Origin of the sequence: Gordonia sp. ALPHA1B1, from assembly GCF_005502615.1 — a bacterium.
Taxonomy (GTDB): domain Bacteria; phylum Actinomycetota; class Actinomycetes; order Mycobacteriales; family Mycobacteriaceae; genus Gordonia; species Gordonia hongkongensis.
Window position 1 is genome coordinate 105,587 of record NZ_SCOC01000008.1, and the last position, 22,799, is coordinate 128,385.

Here is a 22,799-nt window from a genome sequence, read left to right on the forward strand (position 1 = left end):
TATCAGGCCTGGCGTTCGAGGCGGTAGTGCAGGCGAAGCGCCCGGAATCGTCCGACCTTCAACTCATGATCGGTGCGGAGTACGCCTTCCTCGTCGACGTATACCCGGAACGACTCCGCCAGTGTCGGCTGCGCCGAATACCACTGATCGCCGAACAGGACCGACACGTAGGCGCCGTCCGCCCCGAATCGTCGAGAGCGGGATGTCAAGGTGAGCGCCCCGTCGGCCTCGGCGCGTGGAGCAAGGAAAACGTGGATGTTGCCGAGTTCCAGGGGAAACGCGACGGCGACGTGCGGCTGCGGTTGTCCTGGAAGCGAAGCCGATCGATAGAACCCGCTGTACACAGGGGAATTGTCCAGGCGGAGCCGTCGCAGCCACGCCGCGCCCACTCTGTGTCCTGAGTGGTCGGTGACGACCCGGATCTCGCTGGACATGCCACGGCTGACAGATAGCGGTTCGGTCGGCAGAGCGAGTTGTTCGACGCGCCGCCCGAACAACGCTGCGACCGCCATCCCGCCGGGTGCGAACAGCGGGTTCCACTGCGACCAGACCTCCATCCGCCACGATCCGGTCCGTTCGTAGAAGTCTCGCACCGCGGGGTGCAGCGCTGACGCCCGGAAGTCCGGTCCGTCGAGCACTGCCATGTCTTCGAACAGGCCGGCGGTCGGCGACGGCGGCGCGACCGCACCCTGCTTCTCGTACTGGCGCAGCCAGGCGTCGCCGACCTCGTGCCGGCCATTGTGCGGCGCGCCCAGGAATGCGAACTCAGGCGTCGACATGTCGACCCGCCGGCCGACCGCTCGCCACCACCGACGGCTCAACGGATCCAGCACGTGCATCGTCGGTCGGTGGGTCCTCGTGACTGCGGTTCTGCGACGCATGCGGAAGACCCTAGCCACCAGGCAGACTCACCTCGGCAGACATGCGCCGGGAACAATCGACGTGCCGGGGCTCTTACTATTGGTCGCGATGCCGGCGGCGCCGGCCGACAACATCTTGAGAGGACCCGTCTTCGATGACCACCGAAGCAACTGCCCCCGCGTCCGGGGTTCCCTCCGACCAGGCCCACACCGATCTGTGGGTCGAGCGAACCGGCACGCGCCGGTACACCGGTCGCAGCTCGCGCGGCGCGGAGGTGCTGATCGGCTCGCAGGACGTCGAGGGCGTCTTCACCCCGGGTGAACTTCTCAAGATCGCGCTGGCCGCCTGCACCGGCATGTCGTCGGACCGGCCGCTGGCGCGACGCCTCGGTGACGACTACGACGCGACGATCCGCGTCAGCGGCGACGCCGACCGCGAGAACGAGGTGTACCCGCGCATCGAGGAGATCCTCGAGATCGACCTGTCCGAACTCGAGCCCGACGCCGCGGCCCGGTTGCTCGTCGTCGTCGAACGCGCCATCGACGCGGTGTGCACGGTCGGGCGCACGGTGAAGGCCGGCGCCGAGGTGGATCTGCGGATCGAGACGGAGTGACCGCATGAGCGAGGACGGCACCGACCGCGTCCGGCTCACCGCGCACGTCCACGGGCACGTGCAGGGCGTGGGCTTCCGCTGGTGGACCAGAGCGCGTGCTCTCGAACTCGGGCTCGTCGGCTACGCGTCGAACCAGGCCGACGGCCGGGTGCTGGTCGTTGCCGAGGGGCCACGGGACAAGGCCCTCGCCCTGCTCGACGCGCTCCGGTCGGGAACCACGCCCGGACGGGTGGACCTGGTGGTCGAGCGTGTGGATGAACCGCGCGGGGACCTCGACGGCTTCGTCGAACGGTGAGGAGAGCCGAAACACGTCGCGATGGTGAGTAGTCTGTACCGTCGTGCACCTCAAAAGCCTGACCCTGAAGGGCTTCAAGTCGTTCGCCTCGGCGACGACCCTGCGCTTCGAGCCGGGTATCACGTGCGTCGTCGGCCCCAACGGCTCCGGTAAGTCGAACGTCGTCGACGCCCTGACCTGGGTGATGGGCGAGCAGGGCGCCAAAGCACTGCGCGGCGGGAAGATGCAGGACGTCATCTTCGCCGGCACCTCGGGCCGTCCTCCGCTGGGCCGCGCCGAGGTCACCCTCACCATCGACAACGCCGACGGTGCGCTGCCGATCGAGTACTCCGAGGTGTCCATCACGCGCCGGATGTTCCGCGACGGCGCCGGCGAGTACGAGATCAACGGCAGTTCCTGTCGCCTCATGGACGTGCAGGAGCTGCTGTCGGACTCCGGTATCGGTCGCGAGATGCACGTGATCGTCGGCCAGGGACGGTTGTCGGCGATCCTCGAGTCCCGGCCCGAGGACCGCCGCGCGTTCATCGAAGAGGCGGCCGGGGTCCTCAAACACCGCAAGCGCAAGGAAAAAGCGGTCCGCAAGCTCGACGCGATGCAGGCCAACCTGGCGCGTCTGAACGATCTGACGGCCGAACTCCGTCGTCAGCTCAAACCACTGGGACGCCAGGCCGAGGTCGCCCGCCGGGCCCAGACCGTCCAGGCCGATCTCCGCGACGCACGGTTGCGCCTGGCCGCCGACGACCTCGTCACCCGCCGCGCCGAGATGGCCGAGCACGCCGCCGTCGAGGACGAGGTCCGGCGTCGGCAGGACGAGGTGGCCGCCGAACTCGACCGTGCGAACGCGGAAGTGACCGAACACGAACAGCATCTCGCCGAGATCACGCCCGCCGCGGCCGCGGCCAACCGCGCCTGGTTCCGGTTGTCGGCGCTCGCCGAGCGCGTCGACGCGACCCGCCGGGTGGCCGCCGAACGCAGCCGGTACCTCAGCGAGCCGTCGAGCGAGGCGTCCGGGCCCGACCCGGAGGAGCTCGACGAGCAGGCCCTCGAGGCCGCCGAACTCGAAGCCGAGCTGACCGAGGGTGTCGAGATCGCCGCCGAACAGCTCGAGAGCGCCCGCGAGGTGCTCGGCGAACGCGAGTCGATTGCGGAGGCCGCGGAGGCGGCTCACCTCGCGGCTGTCCGGGCCATCGCCGACCGTCGCGAGGGTCTGGCGCGCCTCGAAGGGCAGGTGGACAACCTGCGGACGCGTTCGGAGTCGGTCGACGCCGAGGCGCAGCGCCTCACCGCGGCCATCTCGGCCGCCACCGAACGCGCCGAAGTCGCAGTCACGCAACAGGATTCGGCGGCAAGCGAGCTGGCACAGCTGGAAGCCGCCGAACAGGCGCTCGACGAACACCACGAACGATGCGTGGCCGCGCTGAACCTGTCCAACGAGCGCGTGGCCACCCTGCAGGCCGCACACCGCGACGCCGAGCACGCCATCGCATCCTTGTCGGCCCGGGCGGACGCACTCGCCATGGGACTCGAGCGCGGCGACGGCGGCGCATGGCTCCTGGAGAACGCGCCCGACGGCCTGCTCGGACCGATGTCGGAGCTGGTCACGGTCGAAGCGGGTTTCGAGACGGCCATCGCCGGGGCGCTCGGACCCGCTGTGGACGGCATCGTCACCGTGGACGGGATCGCGGCGGTGCGGGCGCTGGCGGCCCTGAAGTCGGGCGACGGGGGACGGGCCGCGCTGATCTGCGGCGGACTCACCGGCCCGGACCGATCGAGCGACGTCGCGCTGCCCGACGGGGCGAGGTGGGCGGCCTCGGTGGTCGACACCCGGCCGGAGATCCGCGGTGCGATCGACACCGTCCTGGCCGACACCGTCATCGTCGACGACCCTGCGCAGGGGCTCGAACTCGCCCGCCGTCTGGGCGTGCGCGCGGTGACGCCCGCCGGCGACCGCATCTCGGCGGCGTCGGTCGAGGGCGGTTCGTCACGCCGCCCCTCCACGCTGGAGGTCCAGTCGGCGATCGATGCCGCTACCGCCGAACTCGCCTCGACCCGCAGGCGCGTCGAAGAACTCGAGGCGGCGCTCGCCGGTGCGCTCACCGAGCAGCACGATCGGCGGGAGGCGGCCGAGGAGGCGCTCGCGGCGCTACACGAGTCCGACGCCGGCGTCGGCGCCGCGTATGAGCAGATGGCCCGGCTGGGCCAGGAGATCAGAGCCTCGCGTGCCGAGGCCGACAAACTGACCCGACAGCGGAATCTGCTCGAGAAGGGCCGCGAGGAAACCCTCGAGAACCTGCAGGAACTCACCGAGCGACTGCGTCTCGCCCGCGATGAGTCCGAGGTGGGGACCGAGATGTCCGCCGACGACACCGACCGCGCGAACGCCGCGACCGCCGTCGGCGTGGCACGCAGCGCCGAGATGGAGGCGCGCCTGACCCTGCGGACAGCCGAAGAACGCCTGGCGTCCGTCCGGGGCAAGGCGGACTCGCTGCGGCGGGCCGCACAGCGCGAGCGCGAGGCACGCGAGCGGGCTCGTCGGCAGGACGAGATCCGACGGCAGGCCGCCGGGGTCGCGGCTGCCGTCGAACGCGCCGGTGCCCAGGTCAGTGAGCGTCTCGCCGCGGCGGTGGCCTCGGCGCAGGCCGGGCGCGACGAACTCGAGGAGATCCGGACCGCCCGCACCGCGACCCTCGACGCGCTCCGGGTCCGGGCTGGCGAACTGACGACCACGCTCAATTCGCTGCGCGACACCGTCCATCGCGACGAGGTGGCGCGGGCCCAGGTCGCGCTGCGGATCGAACAGCTCGAGGAACAGGTCCTCGAGACCTTCGCGATGGCGCCCGACGATCTGATCGCCGAGTACGGTCCCGACGTGCCGATGCCCCCGTCGGCGCTGGAGATGGCCGAGTACGAGCAGGCCCGGGAACGCGGCGAGCAGGTCGTCGCACCGGCCCCGATGCCCTACAACCGGGCGACGCAGGAGGCCCGCGCCAAGAAGGCGCAGAAGGACCTCAACACGCTCGGCAAGGTGAACCCGCTGGCGCTCGAGGAGTTCGCCGCCCTCGAGGAGCGGTACAACTTCCTGTCGTCGCAGCTCGAGGACGTCAAGGCGGCCCGCAAGGACCTCCTCGACGTCGTGGAAGAGGTCGACGCCCGGATTCTGCAGGTGTTCACCGAGGCGTACGCCGACGTGGAACGCGAGTTCGGCCAGGTCTTCCAGACCCTGTTCCCCGGCGGGGAGGGCCGGCTCGTCCTGACCGAACCCGGCGACATGCTCACGACGGGCATCGAGGTCGAGGCGCGTCCGCCCGGTAAGAAGGTCAAGAGGCTCTCGCTGCTGTCGGGCGGGGAGAAGTCCCTGACGGCGGTCGCGATGCTGGTGGCGATCTTCCGCGCGCGCCCGTCGCCGTTCTACGTCATGGACGAGGTCGAGGCCGCGCTCGACGACACCAACCTGCGTCGATTGATCACGTTGTTCGCCCAGCTGCGGGAGAAGTCGCAGCTCATCGTCATCACCCACCAGAAGCCCACGATGGAGGTCGCGGATGCGCTCTACGGCGTCAGTATGCGCGGCGACGGCATCACGACGGTCATCTCGCAACGCATGCGCGGAGTGAACATGCCCGTCGGTCAACAGGAGGACACCAGCCAGTGAACACCGGAATCATCATCGGCATCGTCGTCGCGGTGCTCGTCGTGATCGCGCTGATCGTGCTCGGGCTGGTGCTGTCGCGCCGCCGGCGCATCTCGCTGACCGACGAGCGGCAACCGGAGATCGTCGACGGGACGACCCGCCAGGTCGACCGGTCCGGGGGCTACCAGGCCGGATCGGGGTTCAGCTTCAGTCGCGGGGAGGCCGCGGGTGACACCGCCCTCGCGGAACCGCCGCGACGGAGACCGGAACCCCCGGCTCCGGAGTCTGCGACGCCGGCACCCGAGGTGGTCCGGCCGCCCGGAGAGCGCACCGATGTCGACGGTCAGCCGGGCGTCGGTGACGACTCCGCGGTGCCGCGGGATTCGATCCGGCGCGGCGTCACCGAGGTGTCGCTGCCCGAGCCGGACACCACCGAACCCGAGACCGCAGAACCTGCCACCGCCCGCCCCGAAACCGTCGAGCCGGAAACCGTCGAGCCCGAGACGGCGGAGCCCGACGTCGCCGAGCCCGCGTCCGCTACTGCCGCACCCGCGCAACCCGAGGTCGCCGAGCCCGAGGTCGCCGAACCCGAACCGGCCACCGCCGAGCCGGCAACGACCGAGCCCGGGACCCGGGTACCCGACGATGTCGCGGAGGCGACCACCGCGCCGCCGCTGGACGAGATCGCGCCGACGGCGGGCCGGATCGGTCGGCTGCGCGGCCGGCTGTCCCGGTCACAGGGCGCGATCGGCAAGGGTGTGCTGGGCCTGCTGGGCGCCGGCGATCTCGACGAGGACAGCTGGGAGGAGATCGAGGACACGCTGGTGATGGCCGATCTCGGTGCGTCCACGACGGCCACCGTCGTCGAGACGCTGCGCACCGAGCTCGCGGCCAACCCGGTCCGGACCGCGGGTGAGGCCCGGGCGTTGCTCAAGCGGGTCCTGGTCGAGCAGCTCGACCCGACGCTCGACCGCTCGATCCGGGCGCTGCCACACGCGGGCCGTCCCGCCGTCGTCCTCGTCGTCGGCGTCAACGGCACCGGCAAGACCACCACGACCGGCAAGCTGGCACGCGTCCTGGTCGCCGACGGGCGTCGTGTCGTGCTCGGCGCGGCGGACACGTTCCGCGCGGCTGCCGCCGACCAACTGCAGACGTGGGGTGAGCGGGTCGGTGCCGAGATCGTGCGCGGCAAGGAACAGGCCGATCCCGCCGCCGTCGCATTCGACGCGGTCGACCGGGGCATCGAGAGCGGCGTCGACGTGGTCATGATCGACACCGCCGGCCGGCTGCACACCAAGACCGGCCTGATGGACGAATTGGGCAAGGTCAAGCGCGTCGTGGAGAAGAAGGCGCCGGTCGACGAGGTGCTGCTGGTGCTCGACGCGACCGTCGGACAGAACGGACTGATGCAGGCCCGGGTGTTCGCCGAGGTCGTCAACATCACCGGCGTGGTGCTGACCAAGCTGGACGGCACCGCCAAGGGCGGCATCGTGTTCCACGTACAGAAGGAGCTCGGCGTGCCGGTCAAGCTCGTCGGGCTGGGGGAGGGCGCGGACGACCTCGCGCCCTTCGAACCGGAGGCATTCGTCGACGCACTGCTCTGACGCTGTGGACGCTGCCGTGAAGTCGGGATCTGTGATCGGAAATACCGGGTCAGACATCGTCCACGGAGTCTGAGAGACAGCTCAGAGCCGAACTGGGACGTTACATGGGCGAAATACAAACCGCCCAGGGGGTTACGCGCCCGAAACGTCAGGGCACCACGGCTGAAACCGACTGCCGACAATCTCTTTGGAGGCGCCGAGCCGTCGGCGCATCCTGAGGAGGTTTCGTAGTGGAGTTGGCTCAGTTGCCAAACGAATCGTTTGGCCCGATAGACACGGGCAACACGGCATTCATGCTCGTGTCAGCCGCCATGGTGTTGCTGATGACCCCGGGCCTCGCGTTCTTCTACGGGGGGTTGGCGCGAGGCAAGTCCGTCCTGAACATGATGATGATGTCCTTCGGCGCGCTGGCGTCGATCAGCGTCGTGTACGTGCTGTGGGGCTTCTCGATGTCGTTCAGCGACGGGATCACCGGCAGCAGCGACATCGGCGGGATCTTCGCGAACCCGTTCGCGCTGTTCGGCTCCGACCAGCTGATGAGCACCATCGGCGAGGGCGACACCGAGCAGTACGTCACCGGCGGTCTGTCGATCCCGGCGATCGTCTTCATGGGATTCCAGCTGACCTTCGCGGTCATCACCGTCGCCCTCATCAGCGGTGCGCTCGCCGAACGCGTCAAGTTCTCCACCTGGATGGTCTTCACCGTCCTGTGGGCGACGATCGTGTACTTCCCGCTGTCCCACATGGTCTGGGGCGGGCTCGTCGGTGGCGGCGGCCTCCTCGGCGGCGGTGAGGACGGTCTGGCGGCCAAGATGTTCGGGACCGACGAGGAAGGTGCGGCCAACGTCGCGCCGATCGACTTCGCCGGCGGCACGGTCGTGCACATCAACGCCGGTATCGCGGCGCTGGTCCTGGTTCTCATCATCGGCAAGCGCGTCGGCTTCGGCCGCACCGCCTACCGTCCGCACAACATCCCGTTCGTGATGCTGGGCGCAGCACTTCTCTGGTTCGGCTGGTTCGGGTTCAACGTCGGCTCCGAGCTGGGCGCCGATCTGCTCGCCGGTCAGGTGTGGGTCAACACCACCGCTGCCACCGCCGCGGCGATCCTCGGCTGGCTCGCGGTGGAGATCATCCGTGACAAGCACGCCACCAGCGTCGGCGCCGCCTCGGGTGTGGTCGCCGGTCTGGTCGCCATCACCCCCGCGTGTGGTTCGCTGACCCCGGTCGGCTCGCTCATCCTCGGTGTCATCGCGGGTGCTCTCGCCGCCGTCGCGATCGGCCTGAAGAACAAGTTCGGCTACGACGACTCGCTCGACGTCGTCGGTGTCCACCTCGTCGCCGGCCTCTGGGGCACGGTGGCCATCGGCCTGATCGGCGAGGACGTGGGCCTCTTCTGGGGCGGAGATTACAAGCAGCTGGTGGTCCAGGTCGTGATCGCCTTGTTCGCCCTCGTGTTCACCGGTGTTCTCACCGCGATCATCGCCCTGGTGCTCAAGCCGCTGGGTTGGCGCGTCAGCGACGAGGACGAGAAGAGCGGCATCGACGAGGCGGAACACGCCGAGACGGCCTATGAGCTGGCATGACGCTCGAAGCCATTCGCTACTACGCTGAATCCTGTGGAGAGGGATAACTAATGAAGCTGATCACTGCAATCGTCAAGCCGTTCACACTCGAGGATGTCAAAGCCGGGTTGGAGCAGGCCGGCATCCTGGGCATGACCGTGAGTGAGGTCCAGGGCTACGGCCGCCAGAAGGGTCACACCGAGGTCTATCGCGGCGCCGAGTACTCGGTCGACTTCGTACCCAAGGTCCGCGTCGAGGTCGTGGTGGACGACGCCGCCGTGGACAAGGTCGTCGACGTGATCGTCGAGGCCGCCCGGACCGGCAAGATCGGTGACGGCAAGGTGTGGGTCTCGCCGGTCGAGTCCGTGGTTCGCGTCCGAACCGGCGAGCGCGGTGGCGACGCACTGTAGCGAGCCCGCCGAGGCGTCGACGAATTCCCGGTGAACGGCCCCGTGCCCGACGACCAGTCGGGCGCGGGGCCGTCGGAGTTCCACACCTCGTATTCCTTTCTCTCCCACACACTTTGGAGGCAGTCGTAAGCGCCGCAGACCTGGCCAAGACCCGACGGCAACTCACCGAGTCCGGCCGATCGGGAAAACTCGACGCACCGGCATTGCGCCAGGTGCTCGTCGACCTGCACGAATTCTGGCTGACCAGCAAGGGCGCGGAACTCGGCATCAAGCCGCACAGCGGGTTCGCGATCGTCGCCGTGGGCGGACTCGGTCGCGGTGAGATGCTCCCGTATTCGGACCTCGATCTGATCCTGCTGCACGACGACATGCCCGCCGAGCGGGTGTCCGAGGTTGCCGACGGACTCTGGTACCCGTTGTGGGACGCCAACATCCCGCTCGACCACAGTGTGCGGACGGTGCCGCAGGCGCTGCAGGTCGCCGGCGACGATGTCACCGCGGCCCTCGGCCTCCTCGAGGCGCGCCACATAGCCGGCGACGAGGATCTGTCCACGTTGCTGATCGGCGGGGTCCGCCAGCAGTGGCGCAACGACATCCGCAATCGGTTCCCCGAAGTGGTCACGCACGCGCAGGACCGCTGGCGGCGAGCCGGCGACATCGCACATCGCGCCGAACCCGACCTCAAGAGCGGCCGGGGCGGCCTGCGTGACGTCCAGCTCCTGGGAGCGCTGGCGATCGCCCAGCTCACCAGCGGGATGGCGAGCCTGCGACCCGATTCGCCCGGTGCCGGACCGCAGGTCGCCTACACGCGGCTCCTCGACATCCGTACCGAACTGCACCGCATCGCCGGGCGTCCCCGCGAGCACGTGCAGGCCCAGGACGCCGACGAGATCGGGGCGGCCCTCCGGATCGGGGACCGGTTCGATCTCGCCCGCGTCATCAGCGACTCGGCCCGCACCATCAGCTACTCCATCGACGTCGGCCTGCGGACCGCGGGCAACGCCCTGCCGCGTCGCGGACTGGCCAAGCTGCGGCGCTCGCCGCTGCGCCGTCCGCTCGACGAAGGCGTCGTCGAGCACAGCGGAGAGATCGTGTTGGCGCGCAACGCGATTCCGAGCAAAGACCCGGGACTCATCCTGCGGGTCGCCGCCGCGTCGGCCCGAACCGGCCTCCCGATCAGCGCGTCGACGCTGAGCCGGCTGGCCGACTACGCGCCGGAACTGCGTGAGCCGTGGCCGGCCGAAGCACTCAGCGACCTGCTGGTCCTGCTCAGTTCGGGACATCACATGGTCGACCCGATCGAGGCACTCGACCGCACCGGCCTGTGGGGCCGGCTCCTGCCGGAATGGGGTGCGGTGCGCGACCTCCCGCCGCGCGATGCCATCCACACCTGGACCGTCGACCGGCATCTCGTGGAAACCGCGGCGTACGCGAGTGCGATGACCACCCGGGTGTCCCGGCCCGACCTGCTCGTCCTCGGTGCGTTGATCCACGACCTCGGCAAGGGTCGGGGTGCCGACCACAGCATCGTCGGCGCTGATCTGGCGGTTCAGGTCGGCAACCGGTTCGGTCTCTGGCCGCAGGATGTGGCGATCCTCGCCGACATGGTGCGACACCACCTGCTGCTGCCGCAGGTCGCCACCCGCCGGGACCTCGACGACCCGGCCACCGCCGAGTCGGTCGCCGACACCCTGGGACACAACCGGGTGCTGTTGGAACTGCTTGCCGCACTTGCCGAAGCGGATTCGCTGGCCACCGGCCCGGGGGTGTGGGGGGAGTGGAAGGCCTCGCTCATCCACGACCTCGTCCGCCGGTCGATGCGACTCATCGACGGCGAAGAGCCGAGCGCGCCCGAGCCGCTGACGGCCGAGGACCTGGCCACGGCGGCGGAAGGGGACTACGCGGTCCGGCTCGTCCGGGCCGACGGGCAACACACGTACCGCGTCACCATGGTGGCGCCTGATCAACCCGGCCTGCTGTCGAAGATGGCCGGGGTCCTCGCCCTGGGCGGGTTGCGGTCCCACTCGGCGTGTGCCCAGAGCGCCGACGGGAAGGCGATCAACTCGTTCCTGGTCGTCCCGATGTTCGGCAGTCCGCCCGATGCCGGCCTGTTGCGCCAGCAGCTGATAGCGGCCGTCGACGGCAAGATCGACGTCCTCGCGCGGCTCGACGCGCGCGAGCGGGACTCGCCGATCCCGACGATCGGCACCGTCACCACGATTCCCGGCACCGTGGTGACCATCGGCGCCAGCGCCGGGAGCACCGATCCCGAGGTCGACGGGGCCGGGCATCCGAAGAACGCGGTACCCGCGCTCTTCGCCGTGGCGCCACCGCGGGTGACGTGGCTGGACGCCCCGGAGGGGGAAGCGGTGCTGGAGGTCCGTTCCGACGACCGGATCGGCCTGCTCAGCCGGGTCAGTGCCATCCTGGAACGCCACGGCGCCGACATCCGGTGGGCCAAGGTGGCGACCCTGGGCGCCACCGGGGTCGACATCTTCGGCCTGCGGCTGGCGACCGACACCGAGGACGCACGGGCAAAGCTGGCCGAGGCCGTCGTCGCGGTCTGCCCGCCGCCGCAGCCGGCGCGCGAGGAGGACGGCGACGGACCGCAGTCCTACGGCGGGACGGGACGGTCCGGAGTGCCGATCTCCTAGATGTTTCGTCTCGGGACCCGCATGGAAGGATGGGACCCATGTTCGATTCCCTCTCCGACCGGTTGACCGGTGCCCTGAAGGATCTGCGTGGCAAGGGGCGGCTGTCCGACGCCGACATCGACCGCACCTGCCGCGAGATCCGGCTCGCCCTGCTCGAGGCGGACGTCTCGCTCGCGGTGGTCCGGTCCTTCATCGCCCGGATCAAGGAGCGCGCCAAGGGTGCCGAGGTCTCCGCGGCACTCAACCCGGCGCAGACGGTCGTCAAGATCGTCAACGAGGAACTCATCGGAATCCTCGGCGGGGAGACGCGGCGGGTGCGGTTCGCCAAGAACCCCCCGACCGTCATCATGTTGGCCGGTCTCCAGGGTGCCGGTAAGACGACACTCGCCGGAAAGCTGGGCAACTGGCTCAAGCAGCAGGGTCACACCCCGCTGCTCGTCGCCTGTGACCTGCAGCGTCCGGGCGCGGTCTCACAGCTGCAGATCGTCGGCGAGCGCGCCGGCGTACCGGTCTTCGCGCCGCATCCGGGCACGAGCGTCGGCGGCGAGGGTGTGCTCGGTGTGACCTCGGGCGATCCGGTCTCGGTCGCGCAGGCCGGTGTCGACGAGGCGCGGAGCAAGCACTACGACGTGGTGGTCATCGACACCGCCGGCCGGCTCGGCATCGACGCCGAACTGATGAAGCAGGCCTCCGACATCCGCGACGCCACCTCGCCCGACGAGGTGCTGTTCGTCGTCGACGCGATGATCGGTCAGGACGCCGTCACCACCGCCGAGGCCTTCCAGGAGGGTGTGGGCTTCACCGGCGTCGTGCTGACCAAGCTCGACGGCGATGCGCGCGGCGGTGCGGCGTTGTCGGTACGCGAGGTGACCGGCCAACCGATCATGTTCGCGTCCTCGGGCGAGAAGCTCGAGGACTTCGACGTCTTCCATCCCGACCGCATGGCCAGCCGCATCCTCGGCATGGGCGACGTGTTGTCGCTCATCGAGCAGGCCGAACAGCACTGGGATGCGCAGCAAGCCGAGGCCGCGGCCGCCAAGATCACCCAGGGCGAGCTGACCCTCGAGGACTTCCTCGAGCAGATGCTGATGATCCGCAAGATGGGCCCCATCGGCAACATCCTGGGGATGTTGCCCGGCGCCGGCCAGATGAAGGACGTGCTGTCGCAGGTCGACGACAAGCAGCTCGACCGCGTGCAGGCGATCATCCGCGGCATGACCCCCGCCGAGCGCGACAACCCGAAGATCATCAACGCCTCACGCCGGATCCGGATCGCCAACGGGTCGGGTGTGACCGTCAGCGAGGTCAACCAGCTCGTCGACCGGTTCTTCGAGGCCCGCAAGATGATGGCGCAGATGTCGGGTCGCATGGGCATGGGCGCGATGAACCGCAAGTCCAACCGCAAGGGCAAGAAGGGCAAGAAGGGCAAGAGCCGCGGCCCCACCCCGCCGAAGGCGGCGCGCGGCGGCTTCCCTGGTATGCCCGGAGGCATGCCGGCCGGGTTCCCGGACCTGTCGAACATGCCGGCCGGTCTCGATCAGCTGCCCCCGGGTCTCGAGGGCATCGACGTGTCGCAGTTCCAGCAGCCCAAGAAGAAGAAATGACGGTGGGTGGCCCGGAACAGGGTGCAATGGCCCGCCACTACCGGGGCACCGATCCGCTCACGTCCGAACCGGTCGAGTTCTGGGTGTCCGACGACACCATCAGCCTCACCGCGGTTCCCGACGCCGAGACGGCAGTCGACGGTGGCTGGATTCTGCCGGGCCTCGTCGACGCCCACAATCATGTGGGGATCGCGCCGGGCCTCGGGGTCGACATCGAGCAGGCCCGTGGGTACGCCTACGCCGATGCGCGCGCAGGCACCCTGCTGATCCGCGAGGTCGGGTCGCCGCTCGACACGCACCCACTCGACGACGACCCCGCTTGCCCGCGCTTCATCCGCTCGGGCAAGCACATCGCCCGGCCCAAGCGGTATCTGCGCGACTACGGCGTCGACCTCGACGATCCGGACGAACTCGCGGCCGAGGTGGCCCGGCAGGCGCAGGCCGGCGACGGCTGGGTGAAGATCGTGGGCGACTGGATCGACCGCGAGGTCGGCGACCTGGCCCCGTTGTGGACCCGTGCACAGATAGAGGCGGCGGTGGCGGTGGCGCACGAGCACGGCGCCCGGATCACCGCCCATGTCTTCGGAACCGATGCTCTCGTCGACCTGATCGGGGCCGGTGTCGATTGCATCGAGCATGGCACCGGGCTGACTCCCGATCTCGTCGACCAGCTCGTCGACCGCTCGATCGCGTTGGTGCCCACCATGATCCAGGTCGAGAACTTTCCCGGGATCGCCGACGGAGCCGAACGCTTCCCGACCTACGCCGCGCACATGCGCGCCCTGCATGCGGGCGCCCCGGCGGTGTTCGCCGCCGCGCGTGAGGCCGGTGTCCAGATCTTCGCCGGGACCGACGCGGGCGGATTCGTCGAGCACGGACGCATCGTCGACGAGATCGAGGCGCTCTCGGACGTGGGCCTGGGCCCGGCGGGTGCGATCGCGGCGGCGTCGACGAATGCGCGCGCCTGGCTGGGCGCCGACCTCCTGGAGGACGGGCACCGCGCCGACTTCGTCGTGTACGCGGACAACCCGTGCGACGACCTGGGCACGTTGCGACACCCGGTAGCAGTGGTCTCGTCTGGTCGCCACCTCGTGTGAGCAAAGCCACACGGTAGTGGCTGGTTGCCTTCCTTACCGCCGCGTAACGTAGCAACGGCGTTGCAACGGTTCGGCCAGGACGAACCGGATCAGTCCACCTCGGATCCGCGGCCCGGATCCGAGAGCGCGGGCCCGTCGGAGCCGGGGGTCGAGGGAGGCTCCGGCGGTGTCGCGCATCAGGACACGGATGAGCCGACACCGACAGAGTGACGGAAGTGACGTTCGGCATGTGGTCGTCCTCGCGGGGTGGGTGACCACATGCCGGTCCATCGGCTGTTCCTTCTGCAGGCCGATCACCGGATTCGGTACTCACCGCCCGGTCTGGCACAATGATTCGCTGGTTCGTCGGATCCGGTCACGGCCGCCCGACGGTCACACCACTACAGACGCAAAACCGGGTCCGCCACTCCGGGCGGATTGCTGAATTGCGCAGTGACCACACGAAAGAGATGTAGACATGGCTGTCAAGATCAAGCTCACGCGGCTCGGCAAGATCCGCAACCCGCAGTACCGCATCGTCGTCGCCGACGCCCGCACCCGCCGCAACGGCCGGGTCATCGAGACCATCGGCAAGTACCACCCCAAGGAAGAGCCCTCGCTGATCGAGGTCGACTCCGAGCGCGCGCAGTACTGGCTGGGCGTCGGTGCGCAGCCGACCGAGCCCGTGGCCGCGATCCTCAAGGTGACCGGTGACTGGCAGAAGTTCAAGGGCCTGCCGGGCGCCGAGGGCACCCTGAAGACCGCCGAGCCCAAGCCGTCGAAGCTCGACCTGTTCAACGCCGCGCTCGCCGCCGCCGACAACGAGCCGGTCGCCGCCGCGACCACCCCCAAGAAGAAGGCCGCCAAGAAGGACGACGAGGCTGCCGAGGCTCCCGCCGCCGAGGGTGACGCGTGAGCGCAGTCGTCGCCGACGCGGTCGAGCACCTGGTCCGCGGAATCGTCTCCAACCCCGATGACGTCCGGGTCGACCTCGTCACCGGCCGTCGCGGCCGGCTCGTCGAGGTTCACGTGAACCCCGACGACCTCGGCAAGGTGATCGGTCGCAACGGTCGTACCGCCACCGCGCTGCGCACCCTGGTCTCCGGGATCGGCGGCCGCGGGATGCGCGTCGACATCGTCGACACCGACCGCTGACCGCGAACCCGAACACCGAGCGCATCGTGGATCTCGTCGTAGGCCGTGTGGTCAAGTCACACGGAATCCGTGGTGAGGTCGTCGTGGACGTCCGCACCGACGAGCCCGAGATGCGTTTCGCCCCGAACTCGGTGCTGCGTGGCCGTCTGCCGCGCGGTGCCGGGGAACGGGATTTCACCGTCACAGCCGCCCGGGATCATTCCGGGCGGCTGTTGGTGTCCCTGGCCGGCGTCGCGGACCGGGATTCCGCAGACGCCCTGCGCGGCACCCTGTTCCTCATCGACAGTTCGCAGGTGGAGCCCTCCGACGACCCGGACGAGTTCTACGACCACGAACTCGAGGGCGTGCCCGTTCAACTCACCGACGGCTCCGCGGTCGGCGTCGTCGAATCGGTCCTGCATCTGCCCGGCGGCGAGTTGCTGTCGGTACGCACCACCGACGACCGTGAGGTGCTGGTGCCGTTCGTGCGCGAGATCGTGCCGAGCGTCGGTCGCGAGCTGATCGTGATCGACCCCCCGGAGGGGCTGCTGGATCCGGATTCGCTCGACGAGGCGCCGTGATGCGTCTCGACGTCGTGTCGATCTTCCCCGAGTACCTCGATCCGCTCCGAGTTGCTTTGCTGGGCAAGGCGATCGACGCCGGACGGATCACCGTGGCGGTCCACGACCTACGCAACTGGACGCACGACGTCCATCGCAGCGTGGACGACTCGCCGTACGGCGGCGGGCCCGGCATGGTGATGAAACCCGACGTCTGGGGGCCGTGCCTGGACGAGGTGTGCCCCGACGACGCGCTGCTGATCGTGCCGACCCCTGCCGGTGTGCCGTTCACCCAGGAGACCGCGCGTCGCTGGAGCACCGAGCCGCATCTGGTGTTCGCCTGCGGCCGGTATGAGGGTATCGACCAGCGTGTCTTCGACGACGCGGCCCGACGGGTGCGCGTCGAAGAGGTCTCCCTCGGCGACTTCGTCCTCATCGGGGGAGAGGTCGCGGTCATGGCCATGATCGAGGCGACCGTCCGGCTGCTCGACGGCGTACTCGGCAATCCCCGCTCGCATCAGGAGGATTCGTTCTCCGACGGGCTGCTCGAAGGTCCGAGTTACACGCGGCCGGTGTCCTGGCGCGGTCTGGACGTCCCGCCCGTACTGCTCAGTGGCGACCATGCGAAGGTGGCACGCTGGCGTACCGAACAGGCCCTCGAGCGGACGCGCGCGCGCCGGCCTGATCTCCTCCCGGACCCTGTGGACTCCTCCGCGGACCATCCGGGCGATACCGACTAGGATTCGGCAGAGGTTCGACTCGGACGGGGGTCCAGCAGACGATGCAGGGGTATTCGGCCATGGTCGAGGAACTCGACCGGCAGCGCACCGAACTCGAACGGGTCCGGAAGTCGTTGTCGCAGCTGACCTCCCGGGCGACCAGTCACGACCGGCTCGTCGCGGTGACGGTCGACGCGCGCGGCCGTGCGGTGGACATCACGATCGAACCCTCCGCAATGCGTCGATACCGCGCGGATCAACTGTCCGCCCTGCTGACCACGCTGATCGCCGAGGCGGACACCGCGCTGCGCACCAGATCCGCCGACATCCTCTCCGGCGCACCGGATCTGCCGATCGACTACGCCGACGCCCGCCTCGACAGTGTGGTCGCCGATGACCGACCCTGACCTCTCGCCGGCGGCCGACGCCGGTCCCCGGGTCGCCGCCGACCCCGGTGCCGCCGCCGTCGTGGCGACGCGACTGCAGGCAGCGGCGGCGGAACTCACGGCGATACAGACCGAGCTCGCCGCCCTGCTCATCGACGTCGACATGGCAGTAGGCACCGGGAAATCGGCGGGTGCGTTCCGGGCGGGGTTCTCGCCGGCGGCCGCGGCGTCGACGGATCGTCTGCACGACGTCGAGAACCGTCTCGGACAACGCCGCCGCGCCCTCGTCGCCGGCATCGACGACCTCCTCAACCGAGATGCCGAGGCGTCGGCGCGTATCGGCCGGGCCGACGCATGACGGCGCGTGGCGAGGCCGAGCGGATCGCCGAGGAACTGGCCCCGGGGGTGTGGCCGACCGCCGACGCGGCGGCACTGAGCGACTCGGCCCAGCGCGTGCGGGCACTCGCCGAGAGGGTGGCCGGCCTCGCCGAGGCGGTGGCGTCGGTGACCGACTCGTACGCGACGGGGGACTCGACCGCGGGCGGGTTCCACGATGCCGTCGTCGACGGGCTCGGGCAGATCGCCCGTGCCGATCTGCCCGGAGCGGCGGAACGGCTGCGCGCGCTCGGGACGTCGCTGGACGCGTATGCCCGGACGGTGATCGATACGCAGCAGCAGATGTCGGTGGTCGCACTGATCGCCGACCGCGATATCCGGCGTGCCGAGGTGAACGCCGCGATCGGTGACGACACGTGGCGGGTCGAGGCCGCGAGCACCGGCCGGCTGGCCCTCACCGCGGCGGGGGACGACCACACCGAACGGTCGGGTGAGGCCGGGCAGAGCGCCGCTGCACCCGCGGCGACGAGCGGGATGATGCCGATGATGCCGCTCGGGGCACTGGGTGCGGCGGGTGCGGTGGCCGCCGGTCTCGGGGGTCTGGCCGGCGCGCGGGCTCGCGTCGACCGCGACGGGATCGGCGCGAACGACCTGACCTGGTTGCGGGGGCGAGCCGAGCGACTGCAGACCACGGTTCCGGCATCGATCGCCGGCTGGTTCCGGACGGCAGTGGGCGTCGGGATCGGCCCGCGGGGAGCCCGGGTGGTCGTCGTCGGGACCAACGACCCGCAGCCCTATCAGCGAGCGGGGGTGGAACTCGCCGACGACGAGGCACTCACCGCCAACGGCCGGGCGCCCGAACTCGCGATCCTCGACCACATGGTGCATGCCGGTGTGACGCCGAGAGCGATCGCCGCGGCGACGCCGATGGAGCCCGCCACCATCTCGGCATTGCAGGCCGACGACGTCGTGATCGTGGCGCCACGGACGTAGTGGCTCGGCGATTTCGTCGGCCCGGGGTGTCTCTGGCACAATAGTCGGGTTGCCTGCCGACGATGCCCCGTGTCCGGGGCTGTCTCTCCGAGACCGCCGGTTGCGACGCCAACGACTCGGAGCACGAACCGGTCGAGCCCACGGGCCGCCAGGTTCCTCTGCTCAACGTTCTCCGCCAGACAAGGACCACGACACATGAACACGCTCGACTTCCTCGACAAGCAGTCCCTCCGCGACGACGTGCCGGACTTCGGCCCCGGTGACACCCTCGACGTCCACGTCAAGGTCATCGAGGGCAGCAAGGAGCGCGTGCAGGTGTTCAAGGGCGTCGTCATCCGTCGTCAGGGCGGCGGCGTGCGCGAGACCTTCACCGTCCGCAAGGTGTCCTTCGGCGTCGGCGTCGAGCGCACCTTCCCGGTGCACAGCCCGAACATCGCCAAGATCGACGTCCTCACCCGCGGTGACGTCCGTCGCGCCAAGCTCTACTACCTGCGCGATCTGCGCGGCAAGGCAGCCAAGATCAAGGAAAAGCGCTGACGCGTCTAACCTGACGAGGTGGCCGACACACAGCGACCCCACGATGCCCCCGACGACGACCGCGCCGACGACGCCAAGCGTCCGTGGAGGTTGAAGACCGACCCGGCCGAATCCGATGCCGACGATCGCGGCAAGCGCAAGTCCGGCTCGGGTTCTCTCCTGCGCGAAGTCGTCATCATCGTGGGGTGCGTCCTTCTCCTCACCTGGATGCTGCAGACCTTCATCGGTCGGCAGTACGTCATCCCGTCGGAGTCGATGGAGTCCACCCTCATCGGGTGCGACGGCTGCACCAACGACCGCATCGTGATCGACAAGCTCACGTACCGGTTCGGTGATCCGCAACCCGGCGACGTCGTCGTCTTCAAGGGCCCGTCGGAGTCGTGGAACGGCGCCTGGGTGTCGCCCCGATCGACGAACCCGATGATGCACAAGGCGCAGGATGCGCTGTCGTGGTTCGGGTTCGCGCCGCCGGACGAGAACAACCTCGTGAAGCGGGTCATCGCGACCGGCGGTCAGACGGTCGAATGTCGCAACGACGAGGGCGTCGGTGTGAAGGTCAACGGTCGCCCGTTGCGCGAGCCCTACATCGACATGAAGCTCCAGGAGGAGACGGTCGCGTCGTTCGGGCCCGGTGTCGCCGGGCCGGGCGACCAGGTGCCTCCGTGTCTCGGGCCGGATTTCGGTCCGATCACCGTGCCCGAGGGCAACGTGTGGGTCATGGGTGACAATCGACTGAACTCGCAGGACTCGCGCTACCACGTCGAGGACCAGTACCAGGGCACCGTCCCGGTCAGCGACATCCGCGGCAAGGTCCGGTTCATCATCTACCCCTTCTCGCGGATCGGTGGTGTCGGTTCGTTCAATCCGCAGCAGGGGTGAGACAGCTGTGACGACTCGATGGCCACCCCGCTCACCCGTCCGCCGTGCCGCGGGCCTGCGGACGTTCGAATTCGCCTTGCACCGGCAGGGTCTGGGGCCCGTGGCGGGGGTCGACGAAGCCGGCCGCGGAGCGTGCGCGGGCCCGCTGGTCGTGGCGGCCTGCGTCTTGAAGCCGACGCAGCTCGTCTCCCTCGCCGACCTCGACGACTCGAAACGTTTGACCGAGCGCACCCGCGAGGAGCTGTACTGCTCGGTGACGCGCTACGCGCAGAGCTGGAGTGCGGTGATCATCGAAGCCGCCGAGATCGATCGCATCGGCATCCACGTCGCGAACATCGAGGGCATGCGCCGGGCGGTGGCCGCCCTCGACGTGAAACCGGGGTACGTGCTGTCCGACGGTTTCGCGGTGCCGGGACTGACGGCCCCGTCTCTGCCGGTGATCGGGGGAGACGGGGCGGCCGCGTGCATCGCCGCCGCCAGCATCATCGCCAAGGTCACCCGAGATCGCATCATGGTCGCCATGGACGACGTCCTGCCCGGGTACGACTTCGCCATCCACAAGGGGTACAGCACGGCGTTGCACATGTCGCGCATCGACGCCGCCGGCCCCTCACCACAACACCGCATGTCGTACCGTAATGTCGCGGCACGTGTGTTCACCAGCGCAAACGACAACAGGGATAGGCTGACAGGATGAGTGCTGAGGATCTCGAGAAGTACGAAACCGAGATGGAACTCTCTCTGTACCGCGAGTACAAGGACATCGTCGGGCAGTTCACCTACGTGGTGGAGACGGAGCGGCGCTTCTACCTCGCCAACGCGGTCGAGATGATCCCGCGCAACACCGACGGCGAGGTCTACTTCGAACTCCGCATGAGCGATGCCTGGGTGTGGGACATGTACCGCCCGGCGCGGTTCGTCAAGCAGGTCCGCGTGATCACGTTCAAGGACGTCAACATCGAGGAACTCGAGAAGTCGGAACTCCGCCTGCCCGACGAGCCCTGACCACGCGCAACCTGTTGACAACGCCCTGATCGTTCACAGATCAGGGCGTTGCTCGCTTTCGGAAGGTCGACAAAATCGATTCTGCGCGAATCTGATCGGCATGAGTGCACAAGCGCGCGACCATCCTCGCCCCGATCGCCGCGGTCATATCGGCAGGCTCGGTGAAGACGTGGCCGCAGACTACGCGATATCCCTCGGCTGGACTGTCCTGGAGCGCAATTGGCGTACCCGCTATGGCGAACTGGATCTGGTGGCCGCGGATGGGTCGGTCCTGGTGATCGTCGAGGTCAAGACCCGCGCGAGCCGCACGTACGACGATCCGGTCATGGCGGTCACGCCGACGAAGCTCGCCCGGATGCGCCGACTCGCGGGGATGTGGCTGGCGGCGCAGGATCGGCGATGGACGCAGATCCGGTTCGACGTCCTCAGCGTGCGCCTCGACCAGGCCGCTCCCGACGATCTGGCTCGTGCGCAGGTGCGGCATCACCAGGGTGTGCACGTGTGAACCCGGGTGTCAGAGCTTGCTCAGATCGGTCCGGATCAGCATCACGTTGTAGTCGCTCCACCGCGATGCGTTGAAGTAGAGCTCCTTCGAATCTCCCTGCAGCGCGGGGGAGTTGGGGAGCATCATCGGTCCGTAGACGACGAGCGCACCACGGGGCACGATGGTCTTCGGTGCACTCCATGGGCCTTCGGGATGATCGGCGGTGCGCAGCGTGATGTCGTTGTCGCCATCGAGCATGACGTATTTCTCGAGGTACGGGCTCCAGGCGACCGAGAGTTCGGTGACCGGTTGTCTGACGACGACCGCCGAGCCGTCGTCGGGGATCGCGGCGATGTCGTCCACCCAACCGCGACTCTTGCCGGCCCAGTACTCGTACGCGTCGAGGTCGAGGATGTCCGTGGGTTTGAACCGCGCGAGAAAGGCGGCGCCGAATCGTCCGTTCGGGGTGCCGTATTGGTAGACGTACTCGGCTTCGGGTGTCCCGGGCCGGCCGCGGACGTACGCGTTCTGCTGGAACTTGCCGTTGTTGAACTCGATCGGACGGAACTCGCCGGGCAGTCGGAGCGAGACCGGAGCATTGATGAGGATGGTGTCCTGATCGGTGACCCAGGTCTGGCCGTTGTCGTCGGAATGGGCGATCGCCGAGAAATTGGTGACCCAGTTGCCCGGCGAACCCCAGGAGCGCACCGACATGTAGTTGATGTACTGGCGGAAGCCGTCGCCGTGCGGGAGGGAGATGGCCGCCGTCGGGATGGTGGTGACCTCGACATTGGAGATGCCCAGCGTCGGGATCAGTTCCTGCGCGTAGTTCGGTTGGCCGGGCGCGATCACCGAACCCGACGTCACGTCGCCGGCGCGGCCGGCCGGGACGGAGAGTCCGTTGGCGAGGTTGTCGTCGTCGGTGCGGAGCAGCACGTTGTGCCGCCACTGCTGTCCCGGCGCGTTGCAATTGCCGAAGGTGTCTCCGAAGGCCATCAGCGTCTGGCCGCGGCCGTTGTCCCAGGAGACGCCGAGATCGGTGCCGCCGATACCGAACCGGCTGAATGTGCGGTTGGCGCTGAGCGGTCCCGTCACCCACCCGACGGTGCGGGATTTGGAACCGACATAGGGGATCAACGGCCGCTGCGGTCCCGGGTTCGGGATGCTCGAGCTGCCCGACGAGCCCTCCGACCCGCTGGAGCCACTCGAGCCGCTGGAACCGCTGGACCCGAAGCCCAGGAAGCTCGAGCCCGTGCTCGCGTTGCCGCATGGCGCGGCGTGCGCGACACCGGCACCGGTCGTCAGCGCGACCGCGGTGCCGCTGAATGCGATGACCCCGGCGAGGGCCAGTCGGACACTCGTGGTGAGACGGCTCGACACGCGCGTCCTCCAGTTACTCTTGCGATAGAAGTGATTGACGTGACTATTGTTACTGGAGTTACATGCGGATCGCGCG

At 69.0% G+C, this 22,799-nt stretch carries 23 protein-coding genes; 21 read left to right on the forward strand and 2 right to left on the reverse strand.

Going from position 1 to position 22,799, the window contains the following annotated elements; translation table 11 throughout:
- Nucleotides 1–2 precede the first annotated feature (2 nt).
- The gene (locus FFS52_RS07645) at nucleotides 3–881 is read right to left on the reverse strand and encodes a hypothetical protein (RefSeq protein WP_083229499.1); all 879 of its coding nucleotides are present in this window, start codon (nucleotides 879–881) and stop codon (nucleotides 3–5) included.
- Between the two features lie 134 nt (nucleotides 882–1,015).
- Between FFS52_RS07645 and FFS52_RS07650 the strand changes: the two genes are divergently transcribed.
- The 21 genes from FFS52_RS07650 to FFS52_RS07750 all read left to right on the forward strand — a co-directional run bounded on the left by FFS52_RS07650 (nucleotide 1,016) and on the right by FFS52_RS07750 (nucleotide 21,364).
- Entirely contained in the window at nucleotides 1,016–1,474 is a 459-nt protein-coding gene (locus tag FFS52_RS07650; protein WP_137809333.1) for an OsmC family protein, read from the forward strand.
- 4 nt (nucleotides 1,475–1,478) lie between these two features.
- On the forward strand, nucleotides 1,479–1,769 hold the full coding sequence (locus FFS52_RS07655; protein ID WP_137809334.1) for an acylphosphatase: 291 nt from the start codon (nucleotides 1,479–1,481) through the stop codon (nucleotides 1,767–1,769).
- 43 nt (nucleotides 1,770–1,812) lie between these two features.
- Nucleotides 1,813–5,421 (forward strand): chromosome segregation protein SMC, encoded by a 3,609-nt coding sequence (gene smc, locus FFS52_RS07660; RefSeq protein WP_137809335.1) that lies wholly within the window; start codon nucleotides 1,813–1,815, stop codon nucleotides 5,419–5,421.
- On the forward strand, nucleotides 5,418–7,004 hold the full coding sequence (gene ftsY / locus FFS52_RS07665) for a signal recognition particle-docking protein FtsY (RefSeq protein WP_137809336.1): 1,587 nt from the start codon (nucleotides 5,418–5,420) through the stop codon (nucleotides 7,002–7,004). Before smc ends, ftsY begins: the two co-directional genes overlap by 4 nt.
- 230 nt (nucleotides 7,005–7,234) lie before the next feature.
- Complete coding sequence (locus FFS52_RS07670; protein ID WP_171011577.1) at nucleotides 7,235–8,587, forward strand: ammonium transporter; 1,353 nt, start codon at nucleotides 7,235–7,237, stop codon at nucleotides 8,585–8,587.
- Between the two features lie 50 nt (nucleotides 8,588–8,637).
- Nucleotides 8,638–8,976: a P-II family nitrogen regulator gene (locus FFS52_RS07675; RefSeq protein WP_004572306.1), complete on the forward strand. Its 339-nt coding sequence runs from the start codon at nucleotides 8,638–8,640 to the stop codon at nucleotides 8,974–8,976.
- A 113-nt stretch (nucleotides 8,977–9,089) separates the two neighbouring features.
- Entirely contained in the window at nucleotides 9,090–11,630 is a 2,541-nt protein-coding gene (locus FFS52_RS07680) for a [protein-PII] uridylyltransferase (RefSeq protein ID WP_068972341.1), read from the forward strand.
- A 38-nt stretch (nucleotides 11,631–11,668) separates the two neighbouring features.
- Nucleotides 11,669–13,234, forward strand: a complete 1,566-nt coding sequence (gene ffh, locus FFS52_RS07685; protein ID WP_068972354.1) for a signal recognition particle protein — start codon at nucleotides 11,669–11,671, stop codon at nucleotides 13,232–13,234.
- Between the two features lie 26 nt (nucleotides 13,235–13,260).
- Nucleotides 13,261–14,331, forward strand: coding sequence for an amidohydrolase family protein (locus FFS52_RS07690; protein ID WP_137809371.1), 1,071 nt, complete (start codon nucleotides 13,261–13,263; stop codon nucleotides 14,329–14,331).
- Nucleotides 14,332–14,788: 457 nt separating this feature from the next.
- Nucleotides 14,789–15,226 carry a 30S ribosomal protein S16 gene (rpsP, locus tag FFS52_RS07695; RefSeq protein WP_058250078.1) on the forward strand — a complete coding sequence of 146 codons (438 nt, stop codon included), beginning with the start codon at nucleotides 14,789–14,791 and terminating at the stop codon, nucleotides 15,224–15,226.
- Entirely contained in the window at nucleotides 15,223–15,465 is a 243-nt protein-coding gene (locus tag FFS52_RS07700; protein WP_004572301.1) for an RNA-binding protein, read from the forward strand. The genes rpsP and FFS52_RS07700 overlap by 4 nt, the downstream gene beginning before the upstream one ends.
- A gap of 26 nt (nucleotides 15,466–15,491) precedes the next feature.
- Entirely contained in the window at nucleotides 15,492–16,025 is a 534-nt protein-coding gene (gene rimM, locus FFS52_RS07705) for a ribosome maturation factor RimM (protein WP_137809338.1), read from the forward strand.
- Complete coding sequence (trmD, locus tag FFS52_RS07710) at nucleotides 16,025–16,744, forward strand: tRNA (guanosine(37)-N1)-methyltransferase TrmD (protein ID WP_137809339.1); 720 nt, start codon at nucleotides 16,025–16,027, stop codon at nucleotides 16,742–16,744. Before rimM ends, trmD begins: the two co-directional genes overlap by 1 nt.
- A 41-nt stretch (nucleotides 16,745–16,785) precedes the next feature.
- Nucleotides 16,786–17,130, forward strand: coding sequence for a YbaB/EbfC family nucleoid-associated protein (locus FFS52_RS07715; RefSeq protein WP_065628989.1), 345 nt, complete (start codon nucleotides 16,786–16,788; stop codon nucleotides 17,128–17,130).
- Complete coding sequence (locus tag FFS52_RS07720) at nucleotides 17,117–17,467, forward strand: hypothetical protein (protein WP_137809340.1); 351 nt, start codon at nucleotides 17,117–17,119, stop codon at nucleotides 17,465–17,467. Before FFS52_RS07715 ends, FFS52_RS07720 begins: the two co-directional genes overlap by 14 nt.
- Nucleotides 17,464–18,438 carry a hypothetical protein gene (locus FFS52_RS07725; protein ID WP_137809341.1) on the forward strand — a complete coding sequence of 325 codons (975 nt, stop codon included), beginning with the start codon at nucleotides 17,464–17,466 and terminating at the stop codon, nucleotides 18,436–18,438. Before FFS52_RS07720 ends, FFS52_RS07725 begins: the two co-directional genes overlap by 4 nt.
- 195 nt (nucleotides 18,439–18,633) lie before the next feature.
- On the forward strand, nucleotides 18,634–18,975 hold the full coding sequence (gene rplS, locus FFS52_RS07730; RefSeq protein ID WP_004572295.1) for a 50S ribosomal protein L19: 342 nt from the start codon (nucleotides 18,634–18,636) through the stop codon (nucleotides 18,973–18,975).
- Nucleotides 18,976–18,993: 18 nt separating this feature from the next.
- Complete coding sequence (gene lepB / locus FFS52_RS07735) at nucleotides 18,994–19,854, forward strand: signal peptidase I (RefSeq protein WP_137809342.1); 861 nt, start codon at nucleotides 18,994–18,996, stop codon at nucleotides 19,852–19,854.
- A 7-nt stretch (nucleotides 19,855–19,861) separates the two neighbouring features.
- Nucleotides 19,862–20,551, forward strand: a complete 690-nt coding sequence (locus FFS52_RS07740; RefSeq protein ID WP_137809343.1) for a ribonuclease HII — start codon at nucleotides 19,862–19,864, stop codon at nucleotides 20,549–20,551.
- A complete protein-coding gene (locus tag FFS52_RS07745; protein WP_004572292.1) occupies nucleotides 20,548–20,859 on the forward strand; it encodes a DUF2469 domain-containing protein in 312 nt (103 codons plus the stop codon). Before FFS52_RS07740 ends, FFS52_RS07745 begins: the two co-directional genes overlap by 4 nt.
- A gap of 100 nt (nucleotides 20,860–20,959) precedes the next feature.
- On the forward strand, nucleotides 20,960–21,364 hold the full coding sequence (locus tag FFS52_RS07750) for a YraN family protein (RefSeq protein WP_068972338.1): 405 nt from the start codon (nucleotides 20,960–20,962) through the stop codon (nucleotides 21,362–21,364).
- A 9-nt stretch (nucleotides 21,365–21,373) separates the two neighbouring features.
- Here the strand turns inward: FFS52_RS07750 and FFS52_RS07755 are convergent, their stop codons facing one another.
- Entirely contained in the window at nucleotides 21,374–22,723 is a 1,350-nt protein-coding gene (locus tag FFS52_RS07755) for a DUF4185 domain-containing protein (protein ID WP_137809344.1), read from the reverse strand.
- Nucleotides 22,724–22,799 lie beyond the last annotated feature (76 nt).